The following is a 21,038-nucleotide window of genomic DNA, read 5'->3' as shown; positions in this document are numbered from 1 at the left end:
TGACCGAAAATAAAATAATAATACTCCTCGGTTGTTATGTTTTTTTTCTATTAATCATATGTTCTCACATGTCTCCTTTGTATTATTCAAATGAATGGGCAGATGTAAATATTTACTTTAATGTAGCAAAAGCTATGTTTAATGGCAGAACCCTTTATACTGAATCTTTTGATCATAAAGGGCCTCTTATTTTCTTTATATATGGTCTGGGATATCTTATATCAAATAATTCTTTCTTCGGAATGTTTCTGATTCAATGGACTGCATGGTTTATAATGGTTTATTATATCTATAAGCTATCTAAATTATATTTGGATAATGCTTTTGCATATATAGTAGCTATTATTTTCCCTGTCTTTATACTGAAAATAATGAAAGCGGGAGGATCAGCAGAAGAGTTTATTCTTGTTTTCGAATGTATTAGTTTATATTACTTTGTCAGATATTTTAAAGGAAAAGGTGTATCTATCCATAAGCCGTCAGTAATGTTTATACATGGAATTATGTGTTCTATGGTACTTTTCATAAAACTCAATTTGTTGGCTTTTTGGTTCTTTCCTTTAGCTGCTATATTTTTTAATCTTTTACGGAAGAGAGCGTTCAAAAATTTTGCAGTAAATATGGTTGCATATATTGCAGGACTTTTGATTATTGCAACTCCTATTCTTTTGTACCTCTATGTTAATGACGCACTCCAAGAAGCATACTCTATTTATATTGAATTGAATAGAAAATATGCTGAATTACAGACGATAAGCAGTTCTGTACAATTAGTATTGCTCCGTGTTGTATACCTGTTTATGGATCCTTTTGCACTTTTCTTTATGGCACTTATTGGAGTTTTCTATTTTCCAGTAAAACATATTAAGTATACTTTAGGTAAATATGCTTTACTATTATCCGGAGTCGCTCTTTACATTATTATATTTATGTCTCCGGTTTTTCAAATGTATTATCCTGTTGTATTTCTTATTTTTAGCTTATTGGGCGTACTAAGTTTGTTTATATACATATCCGGTTTTATAACGATAGTAAAATATATTACATCTGCTTTTTTACTTATCATTACAAGTTGTATGATATATATAGGCTATAGTCAGACTGATTTGGGGAATAGTAAGATCGCCGGGACTACAGTTTCTTTGAAGCCGGGATTACTTACACAGAAAATTCATGATGAAATTGTTAAGGAACCAAATCCAACACTCCTAAATGTTGGTTTTGGTCTGGGTAATAGTTTATTTACAACATGTAAAATCGTTCCTAATATTCGTTATTTTGTTTCACCTAATCTAACATATGAATCATATCCTCAAATGCGTGATGAACAGACAAGGTATATTGAAAATAAAGAAATCAAGTTTATAGTTATACCCTTGCCTCTATTGGATATAGATGGAAGCACAAAAGTGCAGAAGAGACGGAAAATTGGAAATCAAGAATATTTTTTAAATCTGCGTGCTTTCAAAGAAAATTACACTTTAATTTTAACAGACACGATTATCAATACGATAGATGAAAAAAATATAGAGATACTTCAATTATACAAACTAAAATAAAGAAGATGAATAAAATATCCAATGTAACTATTCTAGGGGGTGGTAATATGGGCTCTCAAATTGCATTTCAGACAGCTTTTAAAGGATTCAATGTCACGATATATGACATCAATGTAGACTTATACAGTCAGGGGATTGAAACCCTTGAATTACTAAAGAACATATATCTGAGAGAGGCTCATGCTAACGAAGAAGAAATGGATGCCGCTTTTAATAATATTTCGTATTCTTTTAATCTTTCTGAAGCTGTTCAAGATGCTGATCTTACAATAGAAGCTATACCCGAGAATATGGAAATAAAACAAAAATTATACACAGAGTTGGGTAGGGTTGCTCCTGTAAAGACAATTTTCACCACTAATTCATCAACAATGCTACCCAGCGATTTGATGGAGTTTACAGGGCGTCCTCATAAATTTATGGCATTACATTTTTCCAATTTATTATTTCACTGCAATATTGCTGAAATTATGAAATCTTCAGAGACTGATGCTGAAACGTATAATATTGTAATAGATTTTGCAGAAGCTATTGGAATGATTCCTATCCTTGTAAAACAAGAGCAACGTGGTTATATATTAAATTCATTGTTAATGCCTTTTATGGCAGCTGCTACCGAACTCTACCTAAAGGGTGTTGGCGATATCGAAACCATCGATAAAACATGGCGTATCGCAACAGGCTCACCTGTTGGTCCTTTTGAAATATATGATATAGTTGGTATAAATACAGTCTATAATATAGCCGCTAATGGAGATCTGAAAGCAAAATTATTTGCACAATATCTAAAAGACAATTTTATAAAACAAGGAAAACTGGGATATCTCTCAGGAGAAGGATTTTATAAATATCCAAAAGAAATAAACATCACTAAAATAAAGAAATGACAAAAGGGATAGATGTATAGGATTAAAGCCTATATATCTTCCCTTCAAGTTATAACTGGTTTTAAAAGTTATTCTTCTACCACACAACGCACACAAAAGCCTAAAGTACGAAAAAGTTCATAATTGGTTGTTATCAAATTGCCATTCGCAAAAGTCATGGCATAGTTATTGGCTCCGTTAGCGGATGAAGACCAATACATTCCATTTGTTCCTATTTGAACAAGACTATTATTTGTATCTCGATATCCTGATGCTGGGAAAAATGGAGAACCTGTATCTAACTTATTATATCCTCTGTCGAAAGACTGAGTTCCATCAGCTAGGGTAGAGGTATATGATATAAACGGACCCACTATTGAATAACTGGATACATCATTGAATTCGCTAGAAGTAGGCATTCGCCATTTTTTACCCGGAGGCGCCCATCCTTTCTCTGTTAAGTATCTGCAAATATCGCCAACTCCTGTCGATGCATTCGTTATTTCATAGAGGTATGCACGGTCAAGATTTGTTTTTCCCGAAGGAGGATTACTGTTTACATTGGTTATAGGATATGGAATTGCAGACCATTCTATGTTTGATGTCGTTCCGCCCAAAGGAGGATATAATACTGTTGCCAAAGAATAGGCACCTATAGGTGAAATAGCATATAAGCTACCTCCTTGAAAGTATACTCCCTGATAAGTCTTGTGTGTGGTTACACCGACATCATCGAAAGTCAAATGCCCTGAAACAAGATCGTAATATATATTACTGCCAGCCCATCCTTTATGAGCTTTAGGATAATATTCATTAGTTATATTTAATACAAGAGTTACATCATTGAACTTCTTGGGAGAGTCGGTACTTTCAAAAACTACTGTTACCTGTCCTGCCACACTTATGGCATTCCCTACTACTCTAAAATTAACAGCAGTACCTGTTCCAGTATTAGCAGAACCAACTGCTCCAATCTTCAAGTTGTCTGAAGCTTGCAGATTCAAAAGAGAACCACTACCTGTTGTTATATTTTCAGAGATGGCTTTTATACGCCAACTGGTATTACTTTTCACATTAAACGTATATGTATTTCCATTTGTCCAGTACGAACTGCTAACATTGCTGAACACAATGTTGTAAGTCGATTGCCTTAAGAATATACTCTCAGTTATATTATTAGTACCATTGGATACAGTGAAATCTATTTTTGATATTTTCACAAGAAACGGATTATCTAAAAGCTCGGAATCAGAAATGCTTGGGGGTTGTATTGTAAATAATTTCTCTCCTGATGGATCACTTATACTAGACTGCAAACCAACGGAAGGCAAACCTGAAGAAACGTCTAACGAGAGCCCTGTGCTACCTATCACATAATGAGTTGCTGTAACAGATGAAGATTCTGGAACCCACTTTATTTTAAATTGTTGGGCATCTGGTTGAGTATTTATTGGTGCTGCAAATATCAATTCTGTGATTTTTCGAGTTCCTGCAGTATTTTTTATACTTAATGCTATAGCTGCATTTATATCTTGCGTCACTTTGATTATATAAGTAAGTCGCCCTGCTTTCAAATGGATAAAACCAATACGGACTAAGCCACTTACATTTTCCGTCAGACCAACTTTAAGGTTGGAAATTACACCCGAAGAACCAGATGAAACAGAAGTTCCTGATGTGGATAACAAACTTACCCAATTAATATTGTTGCCTTGCGCATCTACTATTTTATCTACAGTCCACCCTGAAGGATTATCAGTTGTAACTGCAAGCGTATTGTTTTCATCACTAGCTGTTTGAATATCTCTGGGAAAAGAGAATTCTCCGGCGGAAACTCCGAGCATGTATTGTCCGTCAAAAACAACGTCACTCATCAGAGCGTCATTCCATTGGATAATTTCAGCTTTAATATTAACCGGACGAGAATTGAAAGCATCTGTTGGAGTCGCCAATCCTGAACCGCTAATTTCAGATATATTTACTTTATAATGATGATTTCTGAGTAAAGCAAGATAGGTGGTAGCGCCTGAAGATGTTTGTGTAAAATCGATCCGATAATAAGTCGGTTGGGCATCGCCCGTATAAGTTCCACCGATAACCAGACAGGTATTATCTTGTAAAGATGATGAACTCCCGGCTAATGCTTCAAAAGTGTAGATTTCTCCTATGCTAGAAATCCCTGGTGTTGTAATGGCATCTTCATCATATACAAGTGGGTTCAGTGACGCATTTGCAGGTTTCTGTGCAGAAGCAGGAACCGAAGGGGATGTTACTTTTCCTTGTAATGCATTCCAATTTGACGATACAGGAGCAATTCCACCTTTATTATTATAGTTATAAAGGCGTATGCTTTCCAGTACAAATTTACTTGTGGCATCTACATGAGTAAGTGCTACATCTATTTTGGAAACCATACGAACCAGATTGACCGGATTATTAATGACTGTATTGCCATCTACAGAGAGTGATGTCAATTCTCCCCACATTGGTATGGGAACGTATCCTCCGGATAGAGGATCGGTGTTCCATTTTCCCGCATTCGACAATAGTAATTTTTCCATAACCGAAGATTTTTCCTCACCGTCACTTATGCTGCTTAAAGCATTAGCCAGGCTCTGTCGGGAATTTGCCAGAATTACCACATTATAATTTCCTTCCGGAATTTTTACAGAAAAAGTCTTAACCTTACTATCTGTAGGATTAGTATTTATAACATTACTATACAAAGGTTGATATGTGTATTTCCCGTCTAGGTCGAACAACAAAACTTCTATACTTCGCACATCATTCTCATCATCTTCATCCAAAGAAGATTTAAGACCCGATGAACCTGGAACTACTACTGAAAATAACATATCCATGACATTCTTATTTTCTGTCGATACATATTCGGTATCACTGCATGAAGGCATAGAGATGCCTAATGATAACAAAACAAGTATAGCTCCATATATAGTCAATTTGATAATTACTCTCATAATTTATTCGTGTTTATAATTTCTAAGCCGATAGCTCTAGACTATTTATTGTTCGGATACGCATCGAATACAAAAACCTCCGGCTCGGTAAGTTGGTTGCCCAATCCATAAATTTGTACTATTAAATTTCATATTGAATCCGTATACACCAGTAGCTGTGGCAGCCCAATATATTCCGTTGTAACTAACGTTTGTCAAACTTCCACTTCCATCTGTCCGATAACCTGCCGCAGGATACCAGTTTCCGTAGCCAGTCCATGTCATTCCCGTGGTATCCCATGTAGTACTATTTTGTCCCATAGTAAAATTACTACTGCCCCATGTTCCTTGTTGAGGTACACGCCATCCAACAGGGCATGGATCATAAACTGTTTTAGTTGCTGGTCCCCAAAGAGCATTGTTTTGCGCTGTTCCATTAGTATACCAATCAAAATTGGGTGTTGAGCCATAGTAGAAAGTTAATGGATATGCTATAGAATTGGCCAAGTTGTTGGATTCTGCTACCTGTATTTTAGATACTGATGTGGTGCCTGATGACGTATATAGAATAGGTTCATCGGTTCCTGTTAATGTTGACGAATTCGGGAACGGATCTTTACGTCCCCATTGGTATAATAGACCTTTTGCTTCCACTGTGTTTGAGGTGTTCCCCAAGGCACCAAGGTTGCGATCCATAAATTTGCCGATACCTAAGGCTGACGGAGTATAGTTAGTTACCCATATATGCCATGACCAAAGTGTTTTGTTTGAAGCATTTTTAATCTCTACTACTGCATTTCCTTGGATACTTCCCGGTTTCACTAGAACATAGCCCGATGCACCTGTACCAACAGCCTGAAGGATGCTTATATTTGAATTAGATGCTATTTTATTTGTATTATCAGTCCAAAGAAGTCCCGCCGTAAAACTATCTGAAGTACCAAGTTGAATGCCGGCAGCAGATTCGTTAGCTCTACTTACAGGGATTAGTATTCCTGTACCTCCCGGACTTACAATATAGGAATTTGATTTAGGCTGTATGATACCGGCATAGCAAGGCAAAGTAATATCTGTATCTGCGAAACGTCCTTGTGGGCTCTTAATTGTCAGCACTACATCTCTATTATAAAGGGTAGGATTCGTTATATCATTGATTATGTTGAAATATACTCTCGTCCCATTCGTATTGCCCCCTCCAGAGGTGGTTGTTAAAGTTTGTAATACATTATCAGGGTTACTTTTGACCTCAACGGTGAAATTTGTATTAGACTTAATGGTAAAATACTTCTGAGTCCCATCCATCAGATAATATGTATCTTTTTCTGTAGAGATATTGTATTTTACCTGTCTAAGAAAAATACTTGCAGTTAAAAAAGTGTATGGGTCACCTATTCTGAAATCGACAACAGATACTTTTTCCAGAAAAGGATTTGTTGCATATTCAGCAGACGTAATAGCTGTAGGGCGTACTGTAAAAGTTTTTTCGCCAGAAGCATCATTGATCAAGGTAAATGCTCCCGAACCAGGCTGATCTGATGACCCATCGAATGAAAAGCCCACATTATAAAGATCAGTACGACTTGATGAAACTGTGAATACAGAAGGATTCCATTTGAGTTTGAATTGTTGTGCTGCCGGCTGAACATCAGCAGATGAGATAAATACCAGCTCGGAAATCTCTTTTCCAGACATATCAGTAATCGTAAGTTCCAGGTTTAGTTCGGCTTTTTGAGTTATCTTTACAGTGTGAGTTAACCGCCCTGCACTAAGATGAATAAAGGCAATGCGATCTAATCCGCTAGTATTTTCTGTCATATTAAGCTTAAGATCACTTACATTGCCCGAAGTTCCTGCCGTTACCGGAGTTCCTATCATAGACACTACACTTAGCCAACTTATAGAGCTTCCTCCTGCATCGGTTATTTTTTCGATCTTCCATCCCGAAGGAAAATCTGTTGTTATAGAAAATGTATTATCTGTACTCGAAATAGTGCGTACCTTACGGGTAAAGGTCATTTCTCTTTGTGACACTCCCAGCATATATTGTCCATCAAAAACTATATCACCTATTTTTGCATTATCCCACATAATGACATTAGCCTCTATATTTACCGGCAGAGAATTGAACGCATCGGTTGGGGTTGTCCAACCGCGTCCACTAACTTTCGTTATATTCACTTTATAATAATGGTTTCTGAGTAGAGGTAGGTAAGTGGTGACCGATGAAGAAGTACGGGCAAAGTCTACACGGTAATATGTTGGTTGACTATCACCGGTATATGTACCTCCTATTACCAGACAGGTCGCATCTTGCATCGATGATGAATTTGCCCTGATAGCCTCAAATGTATATATTTCACCTGATGATGCGGTCTGATCTATATTAATAGCTGTATCATCGTATACCAAAGGTCCTTGTGTAAGAGTAAAGCCTGCAGGGATACTGGCATCTGTAACAATACTCTGAGCCTGATCCCAATTACTCGAAACCGGGGCAATATATCCTTTATTATTATAATTATAAAGACGTATACTTTCTAAGGTAAAATTATCCGTAGCATCAGTATTAGTAAGTGCCACGTCAATTTTTGATACCATACGCACCAAATTAACGGGTGTGTTATTTGATAATCCTGCATTTACCGTGATAGATGGTATTTCTCCGAACATCGGAATAGGAGTGTATCCTGTAGATACCGGATCGGTATTCCATTTCCCATTATTGGAAATAACAAGCTTGTCTAATACTGAAGTTTTGGAATCTCCTTCTTCAATGCTGCTGATAATTCCTGATATCGCCTCCCGGGCATTCGCAAAAATCAACATATTATATGTTCCTTCGGGAACTTTTATAGTGAAGGTTTTAATGTTGATGTCATCTTCATCTGTATTGATAACATTACTATATATTGGTTGATAAGTATATTCCCCGTTATTATCGAATAAAAGCACTTCAATGCTCCGAACTTCATTTTCATTATTTTCAGTCAGCGATTTTGTTTTAGGTAGCGACGCTCCGGGAATCTTTACCGAAAAGGTTACTTCTTTTGTTTCCACACCAAAAATCGGTGCAAACTCATTGTCACGACACGAATTGAATAATATTCCTGCTAAAAATAATAATACAATGATGCTCTTTTGTCTCGTATCAATTTTTCTGATTCCCATATACTACTAATCTTATTTCTATATTATGATCTACGCAAGCTGAAAAGCGCCCTAATACTCCACTTGTGCAATAATATCTTCTATAATTCTGGTGTCACCGGTATTTGCCACCATTCTGGAACACTTATTTCAACAGAGGCTTCTTTATATTCTACCAGTATCGGTATCACAGCCTCTTCTTTACCTTCTACTGTTATATTATTTTTTTTCATAAAGTCAGTCAGACCAATTGATGTAATCATACTACCGTCTGAACTCTTTTTTATTTGTATATTAATTGGATTATCATCCTTAAAGCGAAGTGTATTAAATGTTATAGATGCGATTTTCTCCCCCGAAATATTCTCAAATACAGATGTATTAAGGTAACGTATAGGGGTACCTATAGCCTGCATCTCGAAGTTATAAGTACTGGGTACCTCTGTCATTTCTACTATCGGCGCAAGAAGATTTCCCTGAGTGTCTTTATCTACAAGCCCCTTTACATATACTTGTACTTTTATGAATGCCCGGCGAAAATCGAGTATCCGTTCTATTATCGTTTCGGATACAGTCGTAACTTTTAAAGATGGGGATAATACAGTATTATCCAATGCATAATATAATGTATCTCCATCTATAGCTGAAGTTCCATTTCGGAGGGACATATTACAAACAAAAGCATCTTTCATGAGACTGTTTGTGCTTAGTGGGCTAACAAAACTTTTACCAGAAGCGTTTCCCCAACATACTATACGATAGTTGCCTGGTTCTAAGTTCAAGCTAACTCCGGCAAAATTAGTTAATGCATCTATATCTGCATCTTGTGACATTACATACTCTCCGTTTTCCCTAAAAACAAATACATCAACTTTTTTTATCTTTTTTATAAAAAGCTCTCCGGATTCATTGCTTACATAACGGAACTTAATCACAAAATTGTTTTCGATATCAGTTGGGCAATCCTCAGAGTCATCATCTATACAGCCATTGAATGCCAAGACAGAAAATAATCCAAAAAACAAATAAAACAACCTCATATATAAGACCTTTAGATTAAGTATTAAGCTACAGATTTCTATTGTAGCTTGTATTATTTTTAGCCAAAGCTTTTGTTAGATTACAAAATGATTCTTTGGAGGAAGAATATTCTTTCTCCAAAGAATACTATATCAATTAAAGTTCAGGTGTCACACCTACTACAGACCAAGTTGCCAAACTAACAGTTACTTCTACATCAATTGGGCTTAAGTTAGGTATCGATGATAAATCTGTTTCTTTAAAAGTCAGTGCTCCTGCAGCAATATTATAGATTTCACCCGATTTGATACTCGTTAGAGACGCTCCACCGGAAACAGCTTTAAAGCCTTTAATCGTAATAAACTGAGGACTAGTATATGTGGAGAGGTCATTTGTTTGTATATCACTTAAGCGGATAATTATGCGAGGGACCGTACTACCGGTAGAAGATGCAAATAAATTATATGCCCATATTGTGCCAATAACAGGCTTAGCAACCTTTGAAACAGCAGTCAGTGCCGGATCATAAAAATCATAAATAGCAGGTTTTAGTTCGGCTGGATATTCAGCGCTTTCATCTCCAAAAGGTGCTGCAAAGGCTCCATTTTCAACAAAATCGGCAACATCTACACTTCCATCTACAACAGCTTGCTTGTAATAATTATCGATGAAGATTCCATCTACCTTGAAGCTTGTAATAACACCTGAAGCTGTAATATCAGTTAATTCGACCCGAGCCACAGTTGGATTAAGATCGATTTCAGATGTATAAAATGTATTAGGCAGCACAGGAGGGGTAAGCGTGTTAGTTCCGTATAGGTTCACGTCTTCTATGTCATCCTGTGATGCCACTTGTAATAAATATTCCTTTACTGCAGAAATATTTCCCGATGAAGGAAGACCGGAAGTATTGCCTACAACATACACAGCAAAAGTGTTTCCGGGCAGGTTTGTTATTAATGCTCCACTTTCGGCATCTGTAATATTAATATTCGTCGCACTAGCAGCAGTAGTTGTCAGTGTATAATGTTTTAATATGGCTCCTGATGAATTTACAAAATATAAATTTCCTGATTGGAGGACGACATCATCCCCATCTCCAACAGGAGTACCCACAGAACGGAGTGAAGAGCCACTTTTACCTAGTTTTAGGAATACGCTTTTAGGTTGTTTATCTACATCCTCTGTATCATCACCATTGGAACAGCCGTTAAAGCTCATTAATAGAGCCAAAATTGATAAAGTTAAATAACTGATTTTCGTTTTCATACGCTCTTGAATTTTTAATTAAATTGAATGTGATTAATAGTGTGAATTGTAAAAGAATTATTTATACCGATTATTTAAGAATGTAAATAAGTGAGAGTCCTATTTTAGTAGGGCCAAAATAATTTTTATGTCCATTACCGAGTTCTTGCCCGCATGTCTCGCAATCATATCGAGCATAATCGAAATAAATGTATCCGACTCCTATAGTAGCCTCTAAATTCCATCCTGGGAAAAGAGGCCATTGATACCCATAGGATATACCTAATCCGTACCCATCACCCTGATAACGATAATTATTTAAGGACCCGAATGGTAGATTCCCGACATTATAATGACTATAAAGAATGTGCCCTCCTACAAAATGCTTGTTGTATGGTTTGTTGATCCAGTAACGTAATTCGGGCTGGAAAAGAATGTGCTTTAATTTTTTATTTTTAGAGAATGTCCAAGGGTTGTAGTTTATCGAAAAATCAAAACTTAGATAATCCAAAAATCGATATTCAACACCGATATTTAGAGTTGTTGTGATATCATAAACCAAATTAGATTTGAGTCCAAGAATGTCTTGAGACGATTCAGTTTTATCTGGCATAGCCTGACTATTGCCCTGCAAAAAGTTCACACTAATAATAAGTGTGAAAAATATTATTTTCTTAGTCATCGGATGTTATTGAGTAGTTACATCATTGGTTTTGTAGAAACCAATCTGATTTTCACGTTTTTATCCTTTTTATAAAAGTTTTTGTCTCCTTTAGAGTTGATGATTGCAGGCTTATTGCCTACCAAGATGATATTACTTTCTAAGGATGAGTAATTCTCCTTAGCTCTCTATTATTTGAATTTAAAAGTTTTTAGACTATCAAAGTGTAGAATTTGTTTCTATCTTTTATTATTAAATGTATTATATTTGCTTTTCAATTTCCGCCTATTCTCAGCTAATAGACTATGCGATTGAGTGATTTAAATTGATTTAAGTTTTGCCTTCTTAACCGTTGTTCACAAAAATAAATTATGTTTTATTAAAAAAGCTCATATATTTTTTCCTTTTTTTGTTACTTTTTCACCTTTTTTATATCATCTTCCTCTATTAGTGTTTGTTTACGTATATATCCGGGAGATAATCCGAACTTTGATTTACAAAATTTGTGAAAATGAGACATCGATGAAAAGCTATAATCGAAACAAATTTGTTTAATGCTTTTACGGCTCCGACGTATTTCATGATAAATATCCGCTGCTTTTCGCAATGTAATCCAATGTGAAGCGGGTACTCCAAAAATTTTACGAAAACGTTTTTCAAAACCTGAACGGCTATAACAAGAAAGACTGGCAAGCTCACTAATTGATTTTACTTCTCTGTAATTTTGGTATATAAAATCAGAGAAACTATTATCTCTCGAGGCCAATGACTGAAAAAAAAGGCTTCTTTCCTGAAGAGTATAGCAGATAGACATGAGATAAAAAAGCTCTCGTATTTTTATACAGATATATAGAGCATCTCTGAAGTTCATGTTAAGAAACCATTTTAAAGATTCAGCATAGACTGATATAATTGGAGTAAAGCTCAAGATTACAGGTTTATTTGATGATAATTCCTTCGGAGAAGAGAATTGGCTGTAATTTGAATAATTGTATAAATTTAAAATCAATCCCGGTTTCAGGCAGATTGCAGAAGCCCCTTCTGTTGTACTTATAAGGCAGCGACTTCCTATAGATATAAATATCATTTGCCCTGCTTCAATATTTTCATCAGTATATCCCGATAAAAGACATGTCAGACGGCCACTCGTTACAAGCACAATCTTATGCTCTTTCGCTATAAATTCAAGATGTTGATCTTTATTTAAGGTCCAGATTTCTAAAGATACAGAAGCTTCTTCTACTTCTTTAACACACTTTTCATTTAAGACATCTGGTGTTTTAGTCTTCATTAGGATAAAGATATCAAGTTAATAAGAGTTTGTTAAATATATTAAATTCTATAATTCTAGGGCTTTAGAGGAATGTAATCATCAATAATTCAACGAATAACTTTTTCTTATGTTCAATTTATAGTGCATTTTTTTATTAAAATATTATTCTAATAGTTTATATAATGAATATTTAAAGAATAAAAGTTAACAACTTTTTATGTGCGGAAAAGAAGAATTATAGGAGGGTATGAAAGAGTCTTGTGATATATCCTTGTCTTAAAAAGAGTCTATTTTTTATATATGGGTAATATATTTAAGCCATTACTTTTTCTGAATTGAAAAACGAGAAAAAGACTAACCTTAAGAACAAATATAAGTTGTTAATTAATTTTAGTTGTTATGTTACAAACATAAAACTTACTAGCTTTGTGTCGATAGATAGTTATTGTCATTTCTATATATCCCAGATTTCGTTTTTTATCTATTCTAGATCATCGTATGGACATAGAAAAAGAGTATCTTTTAAATATTTCGAAAGGAAATACAAAAGCTTTCGATTCTCTTTTTATTCTTCATTATCCTCGAGTGAAAAATTTTATAATGAGCTTAGTCAAGAATGAAGAAGATGCTCGAGATTTATCTCAAGATATATTTCTTAAAATATGGAATAATAGAGAGAAACTCCCCGAAATTCAATATTTCAGAACATATTTATTCCAAATGTCCAAAAATGCGGTCTTCGATTTTTTTAAGGAGAATACACTCTTTGATGATTACGATGGGGGATATAAAATAAAAGACTTCGATTCATTGGAAGAGTCAATTGAGGCTCGTGATTTGGAAATGCTTATTGATACATTAGTTGAATCAATGCCTGAGCAACGAAAGAAAATATATAAAATGAGCCGTAAAGAAGGATTCACAAACGAGGAAATTTCTATAAAATTAGAAATTAGCAAAAGAACGGTAGAGACCCACATTTCCAGTGCATTAAAAGATATTAGAAAACTACTCATGAACATAATTTTCTTTTTTTACTAAAAAAAAGAATTACCGACTACGTGTTTATTTCCTTATTACAGTCTAAGTAATAAAAGCCAAAGAAATGCATAAAAAGCACATCGATCTACTTATAAGAAGATATACTGAGAATATTCTTCCCAAGAATGTTCAGTATAAATTCAGACAATGGCTGCTAAATTCAGACAATGTTGAAGATAAAAATGCATCTCTTGAGAATATATGGAATAATATAAATGCGGAGGCTGATGAATCTACAATAAGAGATTTAGAGCTTTTGCATCAAAAAATGAATGCAGGAAACAGAATTAAGCGAATCAATTACTCTTACATTGTGCGTATTGCTGCCATGATTATGATTCCTATACTATGTTCATATCTTACATATTTCCTGACACAGAAATATTCAGTTAAAAATGTGAATATGGTAGAATGCTTTGTTCCTTATGGCGAAAAAAAATTAATTGTTTTACCGGATAGCAGTAAGGTATGGGTAAATTCAGGATCAATAATAATATATCCCGAAAAATTTGTAGGAGATACACGCACTATTTATCTCAATGGTGAAGCTAATTTCTCCGTAACTAAAAATCCGGATAAACGTTTTATCGTAAGTACAAACAATTTGAATATTGAAGCATTGGGCACAATATTTAATGTTCGGGCTTATTTAGACTTACCCAAAATAACAGCAACATTAGAAGAGGGTAAGATAAAAGTAGAAACAAAAACGGGCCCTGTACAATCTATGATATTGAAGCCGAATGAGCAAATTATATATGATAATAAAACTCAATATTTATCGAAACAAATTGTGGATGCAAAGAGAGTAGCAATGTGGAAAGATGGATATTTAATATTTCAGGAAGCCTCTTTTGGTGATATTCTGCATGCTATAGAAAAACGCTATGATGTAGTTATACACTTTGATGCGGGTAAATATGAAGGAAGGACATTTACGGTACGTTTCTCTCCTGAAGAAACCCTGCCGGAAACCTTGGACATACTAAAAGAAATTATCCGGGACTTCAATTATAAGATAAAAAGCAATACTATATATATATATTGAAAAGCAATTAATTAACCTTTAAAATTTATACTCTAATGTTGAAAAGAAAGCATGTTTATACATGGCTTACAGTACTTCTATTGTCTTGTTTGAGCCATGTTTGGGCGCAGTCCAACATTAATATTGTGAATAATAATATCACAATCAGGGCTGCATTGTATGAAATAGAAAAACAAAGTGGCTATTCTGTCGGATTTGATGAAACGGATCTTGATGTAGAAAAAAAACTCTCGATATCAATTCGTAATTTATCTTTGGAAGACGCTCTTAAACAGGTTCTGAAAAATGAGAATTGTAGCTATACAATTAAGCAGAAACATATAATCATTGTTTCGAAACAAAAAAAGGACTCTGACCTTACTCAGCATAACATTGTAGCACAGGGAAAAACAGTACAGGGAACAGTTATTGACAATCAAGGAGAGCCTTTGATTGGAGTAAGTGTAGTGCAAGAAGGAACAAATAATGGAACAATCACAGATTTGGATGGTAGTTTCTCTATCTCAGTAAAAGACGAAAAATCTGTTTTATTGATCTCTTATGTGGGATATGCATCACAACGTATTACTGTTGGTAAAAACTCGCATATACAAGTCAAACTACAAGAGAATAATAAGGAGTTGGAAGAAGTAGTTGTTATAGGTTACAATACTGTAAAAAAGAAGGATTTGACGACTGCTGTTGCTGTAGTATCTACGGAAGATATTTCAGAGCGTCCAATTATTTCAGCAGCTCAGGCTATACAAGGAAGAGCTGCCGGAGTACAGGTTGTTCAACCCTCAGGTCAGCCGGGTTCTGAACTATCTATCAGAGTCAGAGGTGCAACATCTATACAGGCTGGAAATGAGCCGCTATATGTAGTGGATGGCACTCCAATGACGACTATTTCTAATCTTAGTGCAAATGATATAGAAAGTATGCAAATACTTAAAGATGCTTCATCTGCTGCTATCTATGGAGCAAGAGCTGCTAATGGTGTTGTGCTTATTACTACTAAAAGAGGGAAGGCTGGCGTACGTTCTGTGAGCTTTAGTTCGTATGTTGGATTTTCGAAGCTGGGAAATAAAATAAATGCATTGAACACTGAACAGTATAAAGATTATATCAAAGATCTAAACAAGTACACAGATACACCTGTCTCTATCCCTGATGAAGAAACTCGTTATACAAATTGGACTGATGCATTTTACGGAACCGGTAGTAATCAAAACTATCAGTTGTCATTAACCAGTGGAACTGATAAACTTCAGTACTTTGCTTCTGCGGGTTATTTGGATGAACAAGGTATTGTTAAAAAGTCAAATTTTAAACGTTATAATTTCAGAACGAACATTGATAATCAGCAAACAGACTGGCTTAAAATGGGACTAAACCTTGCCTATACCAAAACAAAAGGAAGCAAGGTCTATGAAAACAGAAGTGCAATGAGAGCCGGATCAATCCTTTCGGTAATAAATACTCCTCCTTATATTCAAAAGTGGGATTCTGATAATCCCGGACAATATGATGAATTTGCGTATGGAGCACGTATATTAAGTCCATTTGCTGCTAATGCTGCAGATCAGACTTACGACAGAAGCCGTCTGATTGGGTCCCTCAACCTCGACTTTACTCTTGCAAAAAACTTGCATTACAAAACAAGTTTTGGAATAGACGAAACGAACTCTAGAGGCTTATATTTTCTAGACCCTACATCCAACTCTGACGGACGATCTACTAAAGGTCGTGTAGAGGAAGAAAGTTCTAAGGATTTTGAATGGCTATGGGAAAACCTTGTAACATACCAAAACAAATTTAAGAACAAGCACAATTTATCAATTCTTGGAGGAGCCACACTACAAAAAGCTAAATCTGAGGAAGGAAATCTTGCAGGATACGATTTACTTAGTTCTTATCCTAATATTCGCTCTTTCTCTGCCGCTAACATCATTGACAAAGATGCTACATGGAGCTATGCATCGGAGTGGACTCTTGCCTCGTTTCTTGGACGTGTGGCATACGATTTCGAAAGCAAATATCTGATCAGTGCTAATATGCGAGCCGATGGTTCCTCTAAGTTTGCACCCGGAAAGAGATGGGGTGTTTTCCCTTCATTTTCTGCCGGATGGCGTATTTCTAGTGAGTCCTTTATGGCCGGTACAGCAGATGTCATTTCAGACTTGAAGCTCAGAGCAGGGTGGGGGCTTAATGGTAATCAGGAAGGAATTGGCAATTATTCATGGCGAGCGCAATATGCAGCAGGAAGAATACCTCCTACTACTGATAATTCATTACCTGGTTTGTCTCTTTATTTGAAAACTCCTGGTAACAGAGAGCTTACATGGGAAAAAACGACCCAAACAAACGTAGGTATTGATCTCAGTATGTTTAATTCGAGACTCATCTTCACTTTTGATGCATACTATAAATATACAAAAGACATGTTGTTAACTGTTTATCTACCTAGTTATGCCAATATACCCGGAGGAATTGCTCGCAATGATGCTGAAATGAAAAATAAAGGTCTTGAAATAGCTGTATCTGCACGAAGCATAGATGCTAAGAACTTTAAATGGAATACTGATTTTAATATTTCATTCAACAAGAATGAAGTAACCAAGCTTGGTTTAAACAAAGTGTACTATTATGCAACTACTTATACTACCGAACAACCTGCTATTATATTAAAAGAAGGAAATTCATTGGGAACATTTTACGGATATGTATCAAAAGGAGTAGATCCGGAAACAGGTAATATCATCTATGAAGATAGAAATGAGAACGGAATAATAGATCCTGAAGACCGAACTAAAATAGGAGATGCACAGCCCTTATTTGTTTTTGGTCTGACAAACACTTTCTCGTATGCAAACTTTAACTTATCGGTATTCTTTCAAGGATCATACGGAAATGATATTTTCAACGCATCAAAGATTGATATGACAGGTATGATGGACTTTCGTAATCAATCTACTGATGTCTTAAAGAGATGGAAACGTCCCGGTATGGTAACAGAAGTACCTCGTCCTGGAAATATAGAGAATATTTATAACTCTTCCCGCTTTGTTGAAGATGGCTCATATCTGCGACTGAAGAATATAACACTATCTTATGATTTTAGCCCGAAGTTCAACTTTCTGAAAAAAGCAGGAATCAGAAAACTTCAACCATATATAACAGCTCAAAATCTATGGACATGGACAAAATATAGCGGATACGATCCTGAAGTAAATGCTTATGATGCAAGTGCAGTCGAATTAGGTGTCGATTATGGAACATATCCTCAAAATAAATCCGTAATATTTGGTCTTAATGTAGAATTCTAAAAATATAAAGCAATGAAAACAAATATAAAATTATTAGCCTTTATATCATGTCTATTTATCACCTATTCCTGTGGCGATTTTCTAGACAATGAACCTTTATCTGATTTTACAGGAGATCCGCAGAGTTCTTCTAATCTGGAATCTAAATATACATCAGTAACGGATGCTGAAGCCGAACTAAACGGTGCTTATAATAAATTTAAACAAGATATTTTTCAATTTGAGAATTTCAGTTATGGGGATATCCAGTCAGACAATTGCTATGCCGGAGGTGATGGAGTTCCGGGTGAAGAAGTGGACGGTATCAGGGTAACATCTATGAACTCGAAAACCAAACTGATGTGGGCTCAATATTATGAAATGGGAGGAGCAGCAACAAGTGTAATAGAAAATACACGTTTGATGAAAACAAATATTGATGATGCTACTCGCAAACGAATTATTGCCGAAGCTAAGTTTATAAGAGCTTATGCATATTTCGATATTGTAAGAATATGGGGCGATGCCCCTCTGATGATAGAATTGATACCTGCTATTACGGCCGAGAATTTAGAAGAACTATACCCTAAACTATATCCTGCACGTACTCCTTCAGACGATATCTATGCACAGATAATAAAAGATTTGGAAGAAGCTATCCCAGATTTGGGTAGTTTGTCGCAAGGTGCATTTAAAGCGACCAAAGGAGCAGCAAATGGTTTGTTGGCAAAAGTATACGCTACTCGAGGAGAAAAGTCTGGACGTAACTATTCTAAAGTTGTAGAACTATGTGATAAAGTGATTGCAGATGGTTATAAATTAGTGACAAACTATGATGATTTATGGAATCCGGCAAATAAATATACAACAGAAAGCATCTTTGAAGTATATTATGATGCTACCTCACCCAACTGGGCATATTGGGTATTGTACAGTGAAGAAGATGGTTCTATTACATGGCGCCGCTACTGTACACCGACACATGATCTGATCTCTAAATTCAACCCTGATGACAAACGCTTTGGATCAACAATTGTTTATAAAGAAGTACCATATGATACCTACTTCCCGTCAAGCAATTATCCTATTGCAAATAAAATCCGCCAAAAAGATTCAGAGATTATATTAATGCGATTAGCAGACATACTTCTCCTTAAAGCTGAAGCATTAGTTGAATTAAATAAGATTAGCGAAGCTATGAATATTGTAAATACGATTCGCGATCGTGCCGGATTAAAGAAATTATCAACAACTTTATCTCAAGGAGATGCTCGTTTATCCGTTGAACAAGAACGTCAATTTGAGCTTGCTTTGGAAGGACAACGCTGGTATGATCTGTTACGCAATGACAGAATGGTGGAAGTTATGCGTCAACATAAAGACAAAAATGGAAAATTACTTTTCCCAAACCTAGAAGAATTTCATAAACTATGGCCTGTGCCTCAGACAGAGAAAGATTCAAATCCCAACCTAACACAAAATCCGGGTTATTAAAAAATGAATATTATGAAGACATTTAAAATATTATTTTTATTGATTTTTATATCTGCCATTTTCGTATCATGTAGTGACAATGATGACAGTTCTACAATCGTAGTACCAGTTATTGAGTCGCTGGCAATAAAGGGCAACGAAAATATTAAGTTAGGAGATTCTATTTATTTTGATGCGAAAGTGAGCGATGCAGTTCGTCCTCTTTCTACTCTCGAGGTAGAATTAGTGGCCAACGATGTTGTTATCAGTAGTAAGTCTATAAGAACAAAAGGTAATTCTGTATCGCTAGATAATATTTCTTTGTTTGTGCCATTTACTTCCAATATTGCTACAGGAGATGAGCTGAAAGTCAATTTCACTTTGATAAATGTGGATGGAGGTGAAACTAAAGAGCAAAAAACACTTAAAGCTATCCGGCCCGAGTTACCAGAGACTCTCTATCTTATATTAAGTGATAAATCTGTAATAGAGTTGCATGCAAAAGAAAATACTCCATACATCTATGAATCGGAAGAAGGAGGATATCCAAGTACTTTCAGTACTAAAATAGCAACATCTGAAGACCCTGCACAAGCCAATTATGTATGGAATGCAGGTATTGATGATAATGTAGCATCTATTGGAGATAGATTTGGCAGCGACATTAAATTTTCATATAGTAACTGGCTTGTTAAGAAAATTATATTCGATGCATTTTCTTTCAATTTTGATATAGAGGGCTTGAGACTGGTCATCAAGGTAAATAATGTACAGATGATGGCTTCCGGAAATTACTTGTATGCAAGTGTAAACTTTACCAAAGGACAAGAATTTTCTATATCAGGTATTGATAATATAGAACAAGCTTACAATAGAGACTTTTTCGAATATAATGCTGAAACAAAGACATACAAATTTATAGGTGAATCCGGCAAGTGGGATGTGTATTATTCATTGGAGTATAACTATATATGGGTTAACAGGATGACAGATGTGGCTCCAGCTACATATTGGATCATTGGACATGGATTTTCTTCATCTCCTACTTGGAATAGTGCATTTAATTCTATAGGATGGGATCTCAATGATGTGAAACAGTTAGCTTACATGCGCCTTTTAGAACCAAATAAGTATCAGGCAACTGTTTATCTGTCAGATCAGCATGATTGGGGAGGGTTTGATATCCAAATATTTAGTAATCGTACATGGGATGCCCAATTCGCTGTTTTTTCGAATGACTTATTTACCGGAGATTCATCCGGAGTGAGCGCAGCTGGCGGAAGCATGGCAGATTTGGTCGGAGGTGAAGGTTTTATTCCGGGTTATTACCGTATTACACTAGATGTTTCTGATGGTTTGAACAAATCTAAAGTTGATTTTAAAAGACTTCCTTGATAATAATAACAGTGGCTCTGATCATGATGCAAATGAAATTCTGTCATCAGAGCCACTAAAATAAAA

At 35.4% G+C, this 21,038-nt stretch carries 13 protein-coding genes; 7 read left to right on the top strand and 6 right to left on the bottom strand.

Annotated features, from left to right (window positions below; genetic code table 11):
• The first annotated feature begins 68 nt into the window (after positions 1 to 68).
• Positions 69 to 1,559, top strand: coding sequence for a glycosyltransferase family protein (locus tag PKC55_RS11160; RefSeq protein ID WP_291130760.1), 1,491 nt, complete (start codon positions 69 to 71; stop codon positions 1,557 to 1,559).
• A gap of 5 nt (positions 1,560 to 1,564) precedes the next feature.
• Positions 1,565 to 2,446, top strand: coding sequence for a 3-hydroxyacyl-CoA dehydrogenase (locus PKC55_RS11155; protein ID WP_291130758.1), 882 nt, complete (start codon positions 1,565 to 1,567; stop codon positions 2,444 to 2,446).
• A gap of 68 nt (positions 2,447 to 2,514) precedes the next feature.
• Here the strand turns inward: PKC55_RS11155 and PKC55_RS11150 are convergent, their stop codons facing one another.
• The 6 genes from PKC55_RS11150 to PKC55_RS11125 form a co-directional block, all read right to left on the bottom strand.
• Complete coding sequence (locus PKC55_RS11150) at positions 2,515 to 5,403, bottom strand: fimbrial protein (protein WP_324373042.1); 2,889 nt, start codon at positions 5,401 to 5,403, stop codon at positions 2,515 to 2,517.
• A gap of 45 nt (positions 5,404 to 5,448) precedes the next feature.
• Positions 5,449 to 8,550, bottom strand: coding sequence for a fimbrial protein (locus PKC55_RS11145; protein ID WP_291130755.1), 3,102 nt, complete (start codon positions 8,548 to 8,550; stop codon positions 5,449 to 5,451).
• An 80-nt stretch (positions 8,551 to 8,630) separates the two neighbouring features.
• Complete coding sequence (locus tag PKC55_RS11140) at positions 8,631 to 9,569, bottom strand: FimB/Mfa2 family fimbrial subunit (protein ID WP_291130752.1); 939 nt, start codon at positions 9,567 to 9,569, stop codon at positions 8,631 to 8,633.
• 136 nt (positions 9,570 to 9,705) lie between these two features.
• Positions 9,706 to 10,818 carry a hypothetical protein gene (locus tag PKC55_RS11135; RefSeq protein WP_291130750.1) on the bottom strand — a complete coding sequence of 371 codons (1,113 nt, stop codon included), beginning with the start codon at positions 10,816 to 10,818 and terminating at the stop codon, positions 9,706 to 9,708.
• A 70-nt stretch (positions 10,819 to 10,888) separates the two neighbouring features.
• Complete coding sequence (locus PKC55_RS11130; protein ID WP_291027594.1) at positions 10,889 to 11,479, bottom strand: DUF3575 domain-containing protein; 591 nt, start codon at positions 11,477 to 11,479, stop codon at positions 10,889 to 10,891.
• Between the two features lie 391 nt (positions 11,480 to 11,870).
• Positions 11,871 to 12,749: a helix-turn-helix domain-containing protein gene (locus PKC55_RS11125; protein WP_291130746.1), complete on the bottom strand. Its 879-nt coding sequence runs from the start codon at positions 12,747 to 12,749 to the stop codon at positions 11,871 to 11,873.
• 480 nt (positions 12,750 to 13,229) lie between these two features.
• On the opposite strand from PKC55_RS11125, the gene PKC55_RS11120 reads away from it, so the two are divergent.
• The 5 genes from PKC55_RS11120 to PKC55_RS11100 all read left to right on the top strand — a co-directional run bounded on the left by PKC55_RS11120 (position 13,230) and on the right by PKC55_RS11100 (position 20,972).
• A complete protein-coding gene (locus PKC55_RS11120; protein WP_291130744.1) occupies positions 13,230 to 13,772 on the top strand; it encodes an RNA polymerase sigma-70 factor in 543 nt (180 codons plus the stop codon).
• Between the two features lie 64 nt (positions 13,773 to 13,836).
• On the top strand, positions 13,837 to 14,820 hold the full coding sequence (locus PKC55_RS11115; protein ID WP_291130742.1) for a FecR family protein: 984 nt from the start codon (positions 13,837 to 13,839) through the stop codon (positions 14,818 to 14,820).
• A 35-nt stretch (positions 14,821 to 14,855) separates the two neighbouring features.
• The gene (locus PKC55_RS11110; RefSeq protein ID WP_291130741.1) at positions 14,856 to 18,125 is read left to right on the top strand and encodes a TonB-dependent receptor; all 3,270 of its coding nucleotides are present in this window, start codon (positions 14,856 to 14,858) and stop codon (positions 18,123 to 18,125) included.
• A 12-nt stretch (positions 18,126 to 18,137) separates the two neighbouring features.
• The gene (locus tag PKC55_RS11105) at positions 18,138 to 19,598 is read left to right on the top strand and encodes a RagB/SusD family nutrient uptake outer membrane protein (protein WP_291130739.1); all 1,461 of its coding nucleotides are present in this window, start codon (positions 18,138 to 18,140) and stop codon (positions 19,596 to 19,598) included.
• A 12-nt stretch (positions 19,599 to 19,610) separates the two neighbouring features.
• Positions 19,611 to 20,972, top strand: a complete 1,362-nt coding sequence (locus PKC55_RS11100) for a DUF5016 domain-containing protein (RefSeq protein WP_324373034.1) — start codon at positions 19,611 to 19,613, stop codon at positions 20,970 to 20,972.
• Positions 20,973 to 21,038 lie beyond the last annotated feature (66 nt).

Source organism: Dysgonomonas sp. (assembly GCF_035323175.1).
In the GTDB taxonomy this organism is placed as follows: Bacteria; Bacteroidota; Bacteroidia; order Bacteroidales; family Dysgonomonadaceae; genus Dysgonomonas.
The sequence above is the reverse complement of the archived record's forward strand: the minus strand, read 5'-3'. Positions and strand labels throughout refer to the sequence as shown.

What these genes read in the sequence shown, in the direction of transcription:
- PKC55_RS11115 (WP_291130742.1), top strand. Translation starts at nt 13,837, where the DNA reads ATGCATAAAAAGCACATCGATCTACTTATAAGAAGATATACTGAGAAT.
- PKC55_RS11160 (WP_291130760.1), top strand. Translation starts at nt 69, where the DNA reads ATGTCTCCTTTGTATTATTCAAATGAATGGGCAGATGTAAATATTTAC.
- PKC55_RS11110 (WP_291130741.1), top strand. Translation starts at nt 14,856, where the DNA reads ATGTTGAAAAGAAAGCATGTTTATACATGGCTTACAGTACTTCTATTG.
- PKC55_RS11105 (WP_291130739.1), top strand. Translation starts at nt 18,138, where the DNA reads ATGAAAACAAATATAAAATTATTAGCCTTTATATCATGTCTATTTATC.
- PKC55_RS11155 (WP_291130758.1), top strand. Translation starts at nt 1,565, where the DNA reads ATGAATAAAATATCCAATGTAACTATTCTAGGGGGTGGTAATATGGGC.
- PKC55_RS11145 (WP_291130755.1), bottom strand. Translation starts at nt 8,550, where the DNA reads ATGGGAATCAGAAAAATTGATACGAGACAAAAGAGCATCATTGTATTA.
- PKC55_RS11130 (WP_291027594.1), bottom strand. Translation starts at nt 11,479, where the DNA reads ATGACTAAGAAAATAATATTTTTCACACTTATTATTAGTGTGAACTTT.
- PKC55_RS11150 (WP_324373042.1), bottom strand. Translation starts at nt 5,403, where the DNA reads ATGAGAGTAATTATCAAATTGACTATATATGGAGCTATACTTGTTTTG.
- PKC55_RS11140 (WP_291130752.1), bottom strand. Translation starts at nt 9,569, where the DNA reads ATGAGGTTGTTTTATTTGTTTTTTGGATTATTTTCTGTCTTGGCATTC.
- PKC55_RS11120 (WP_291130744.1), top strand. Translation starts at nt 13,230, where the DNA reads ATGGACATAGAAAAAGAGTATCTTTTAAATATTTCGAAAGGAAATACA.
- PKC55_RS11125 (WP_291130746.1), bottom strand. Translation starts at nt 12,749, where the DNA reads ATGAAGACTAAAACACCAGATGTCTTAAATGAAAAGTGTGTTAAAGAA.
- PKC55_RS11100 (WP_324373034.1), top strand. Translation starts at nt 19,611, where the DNA reads ATGAAGACATTTAAAATATTATTTTTATTGATTTTTATATCTGCCATT.
- PKC55_RS11135 (WP_291130750.1), bottom strand. Translation starts at nt 10,818, where the DNA reads ATGAAAACGAAAATCAGTTATTTAACTTTATCAATTTTGGCTCTATTA.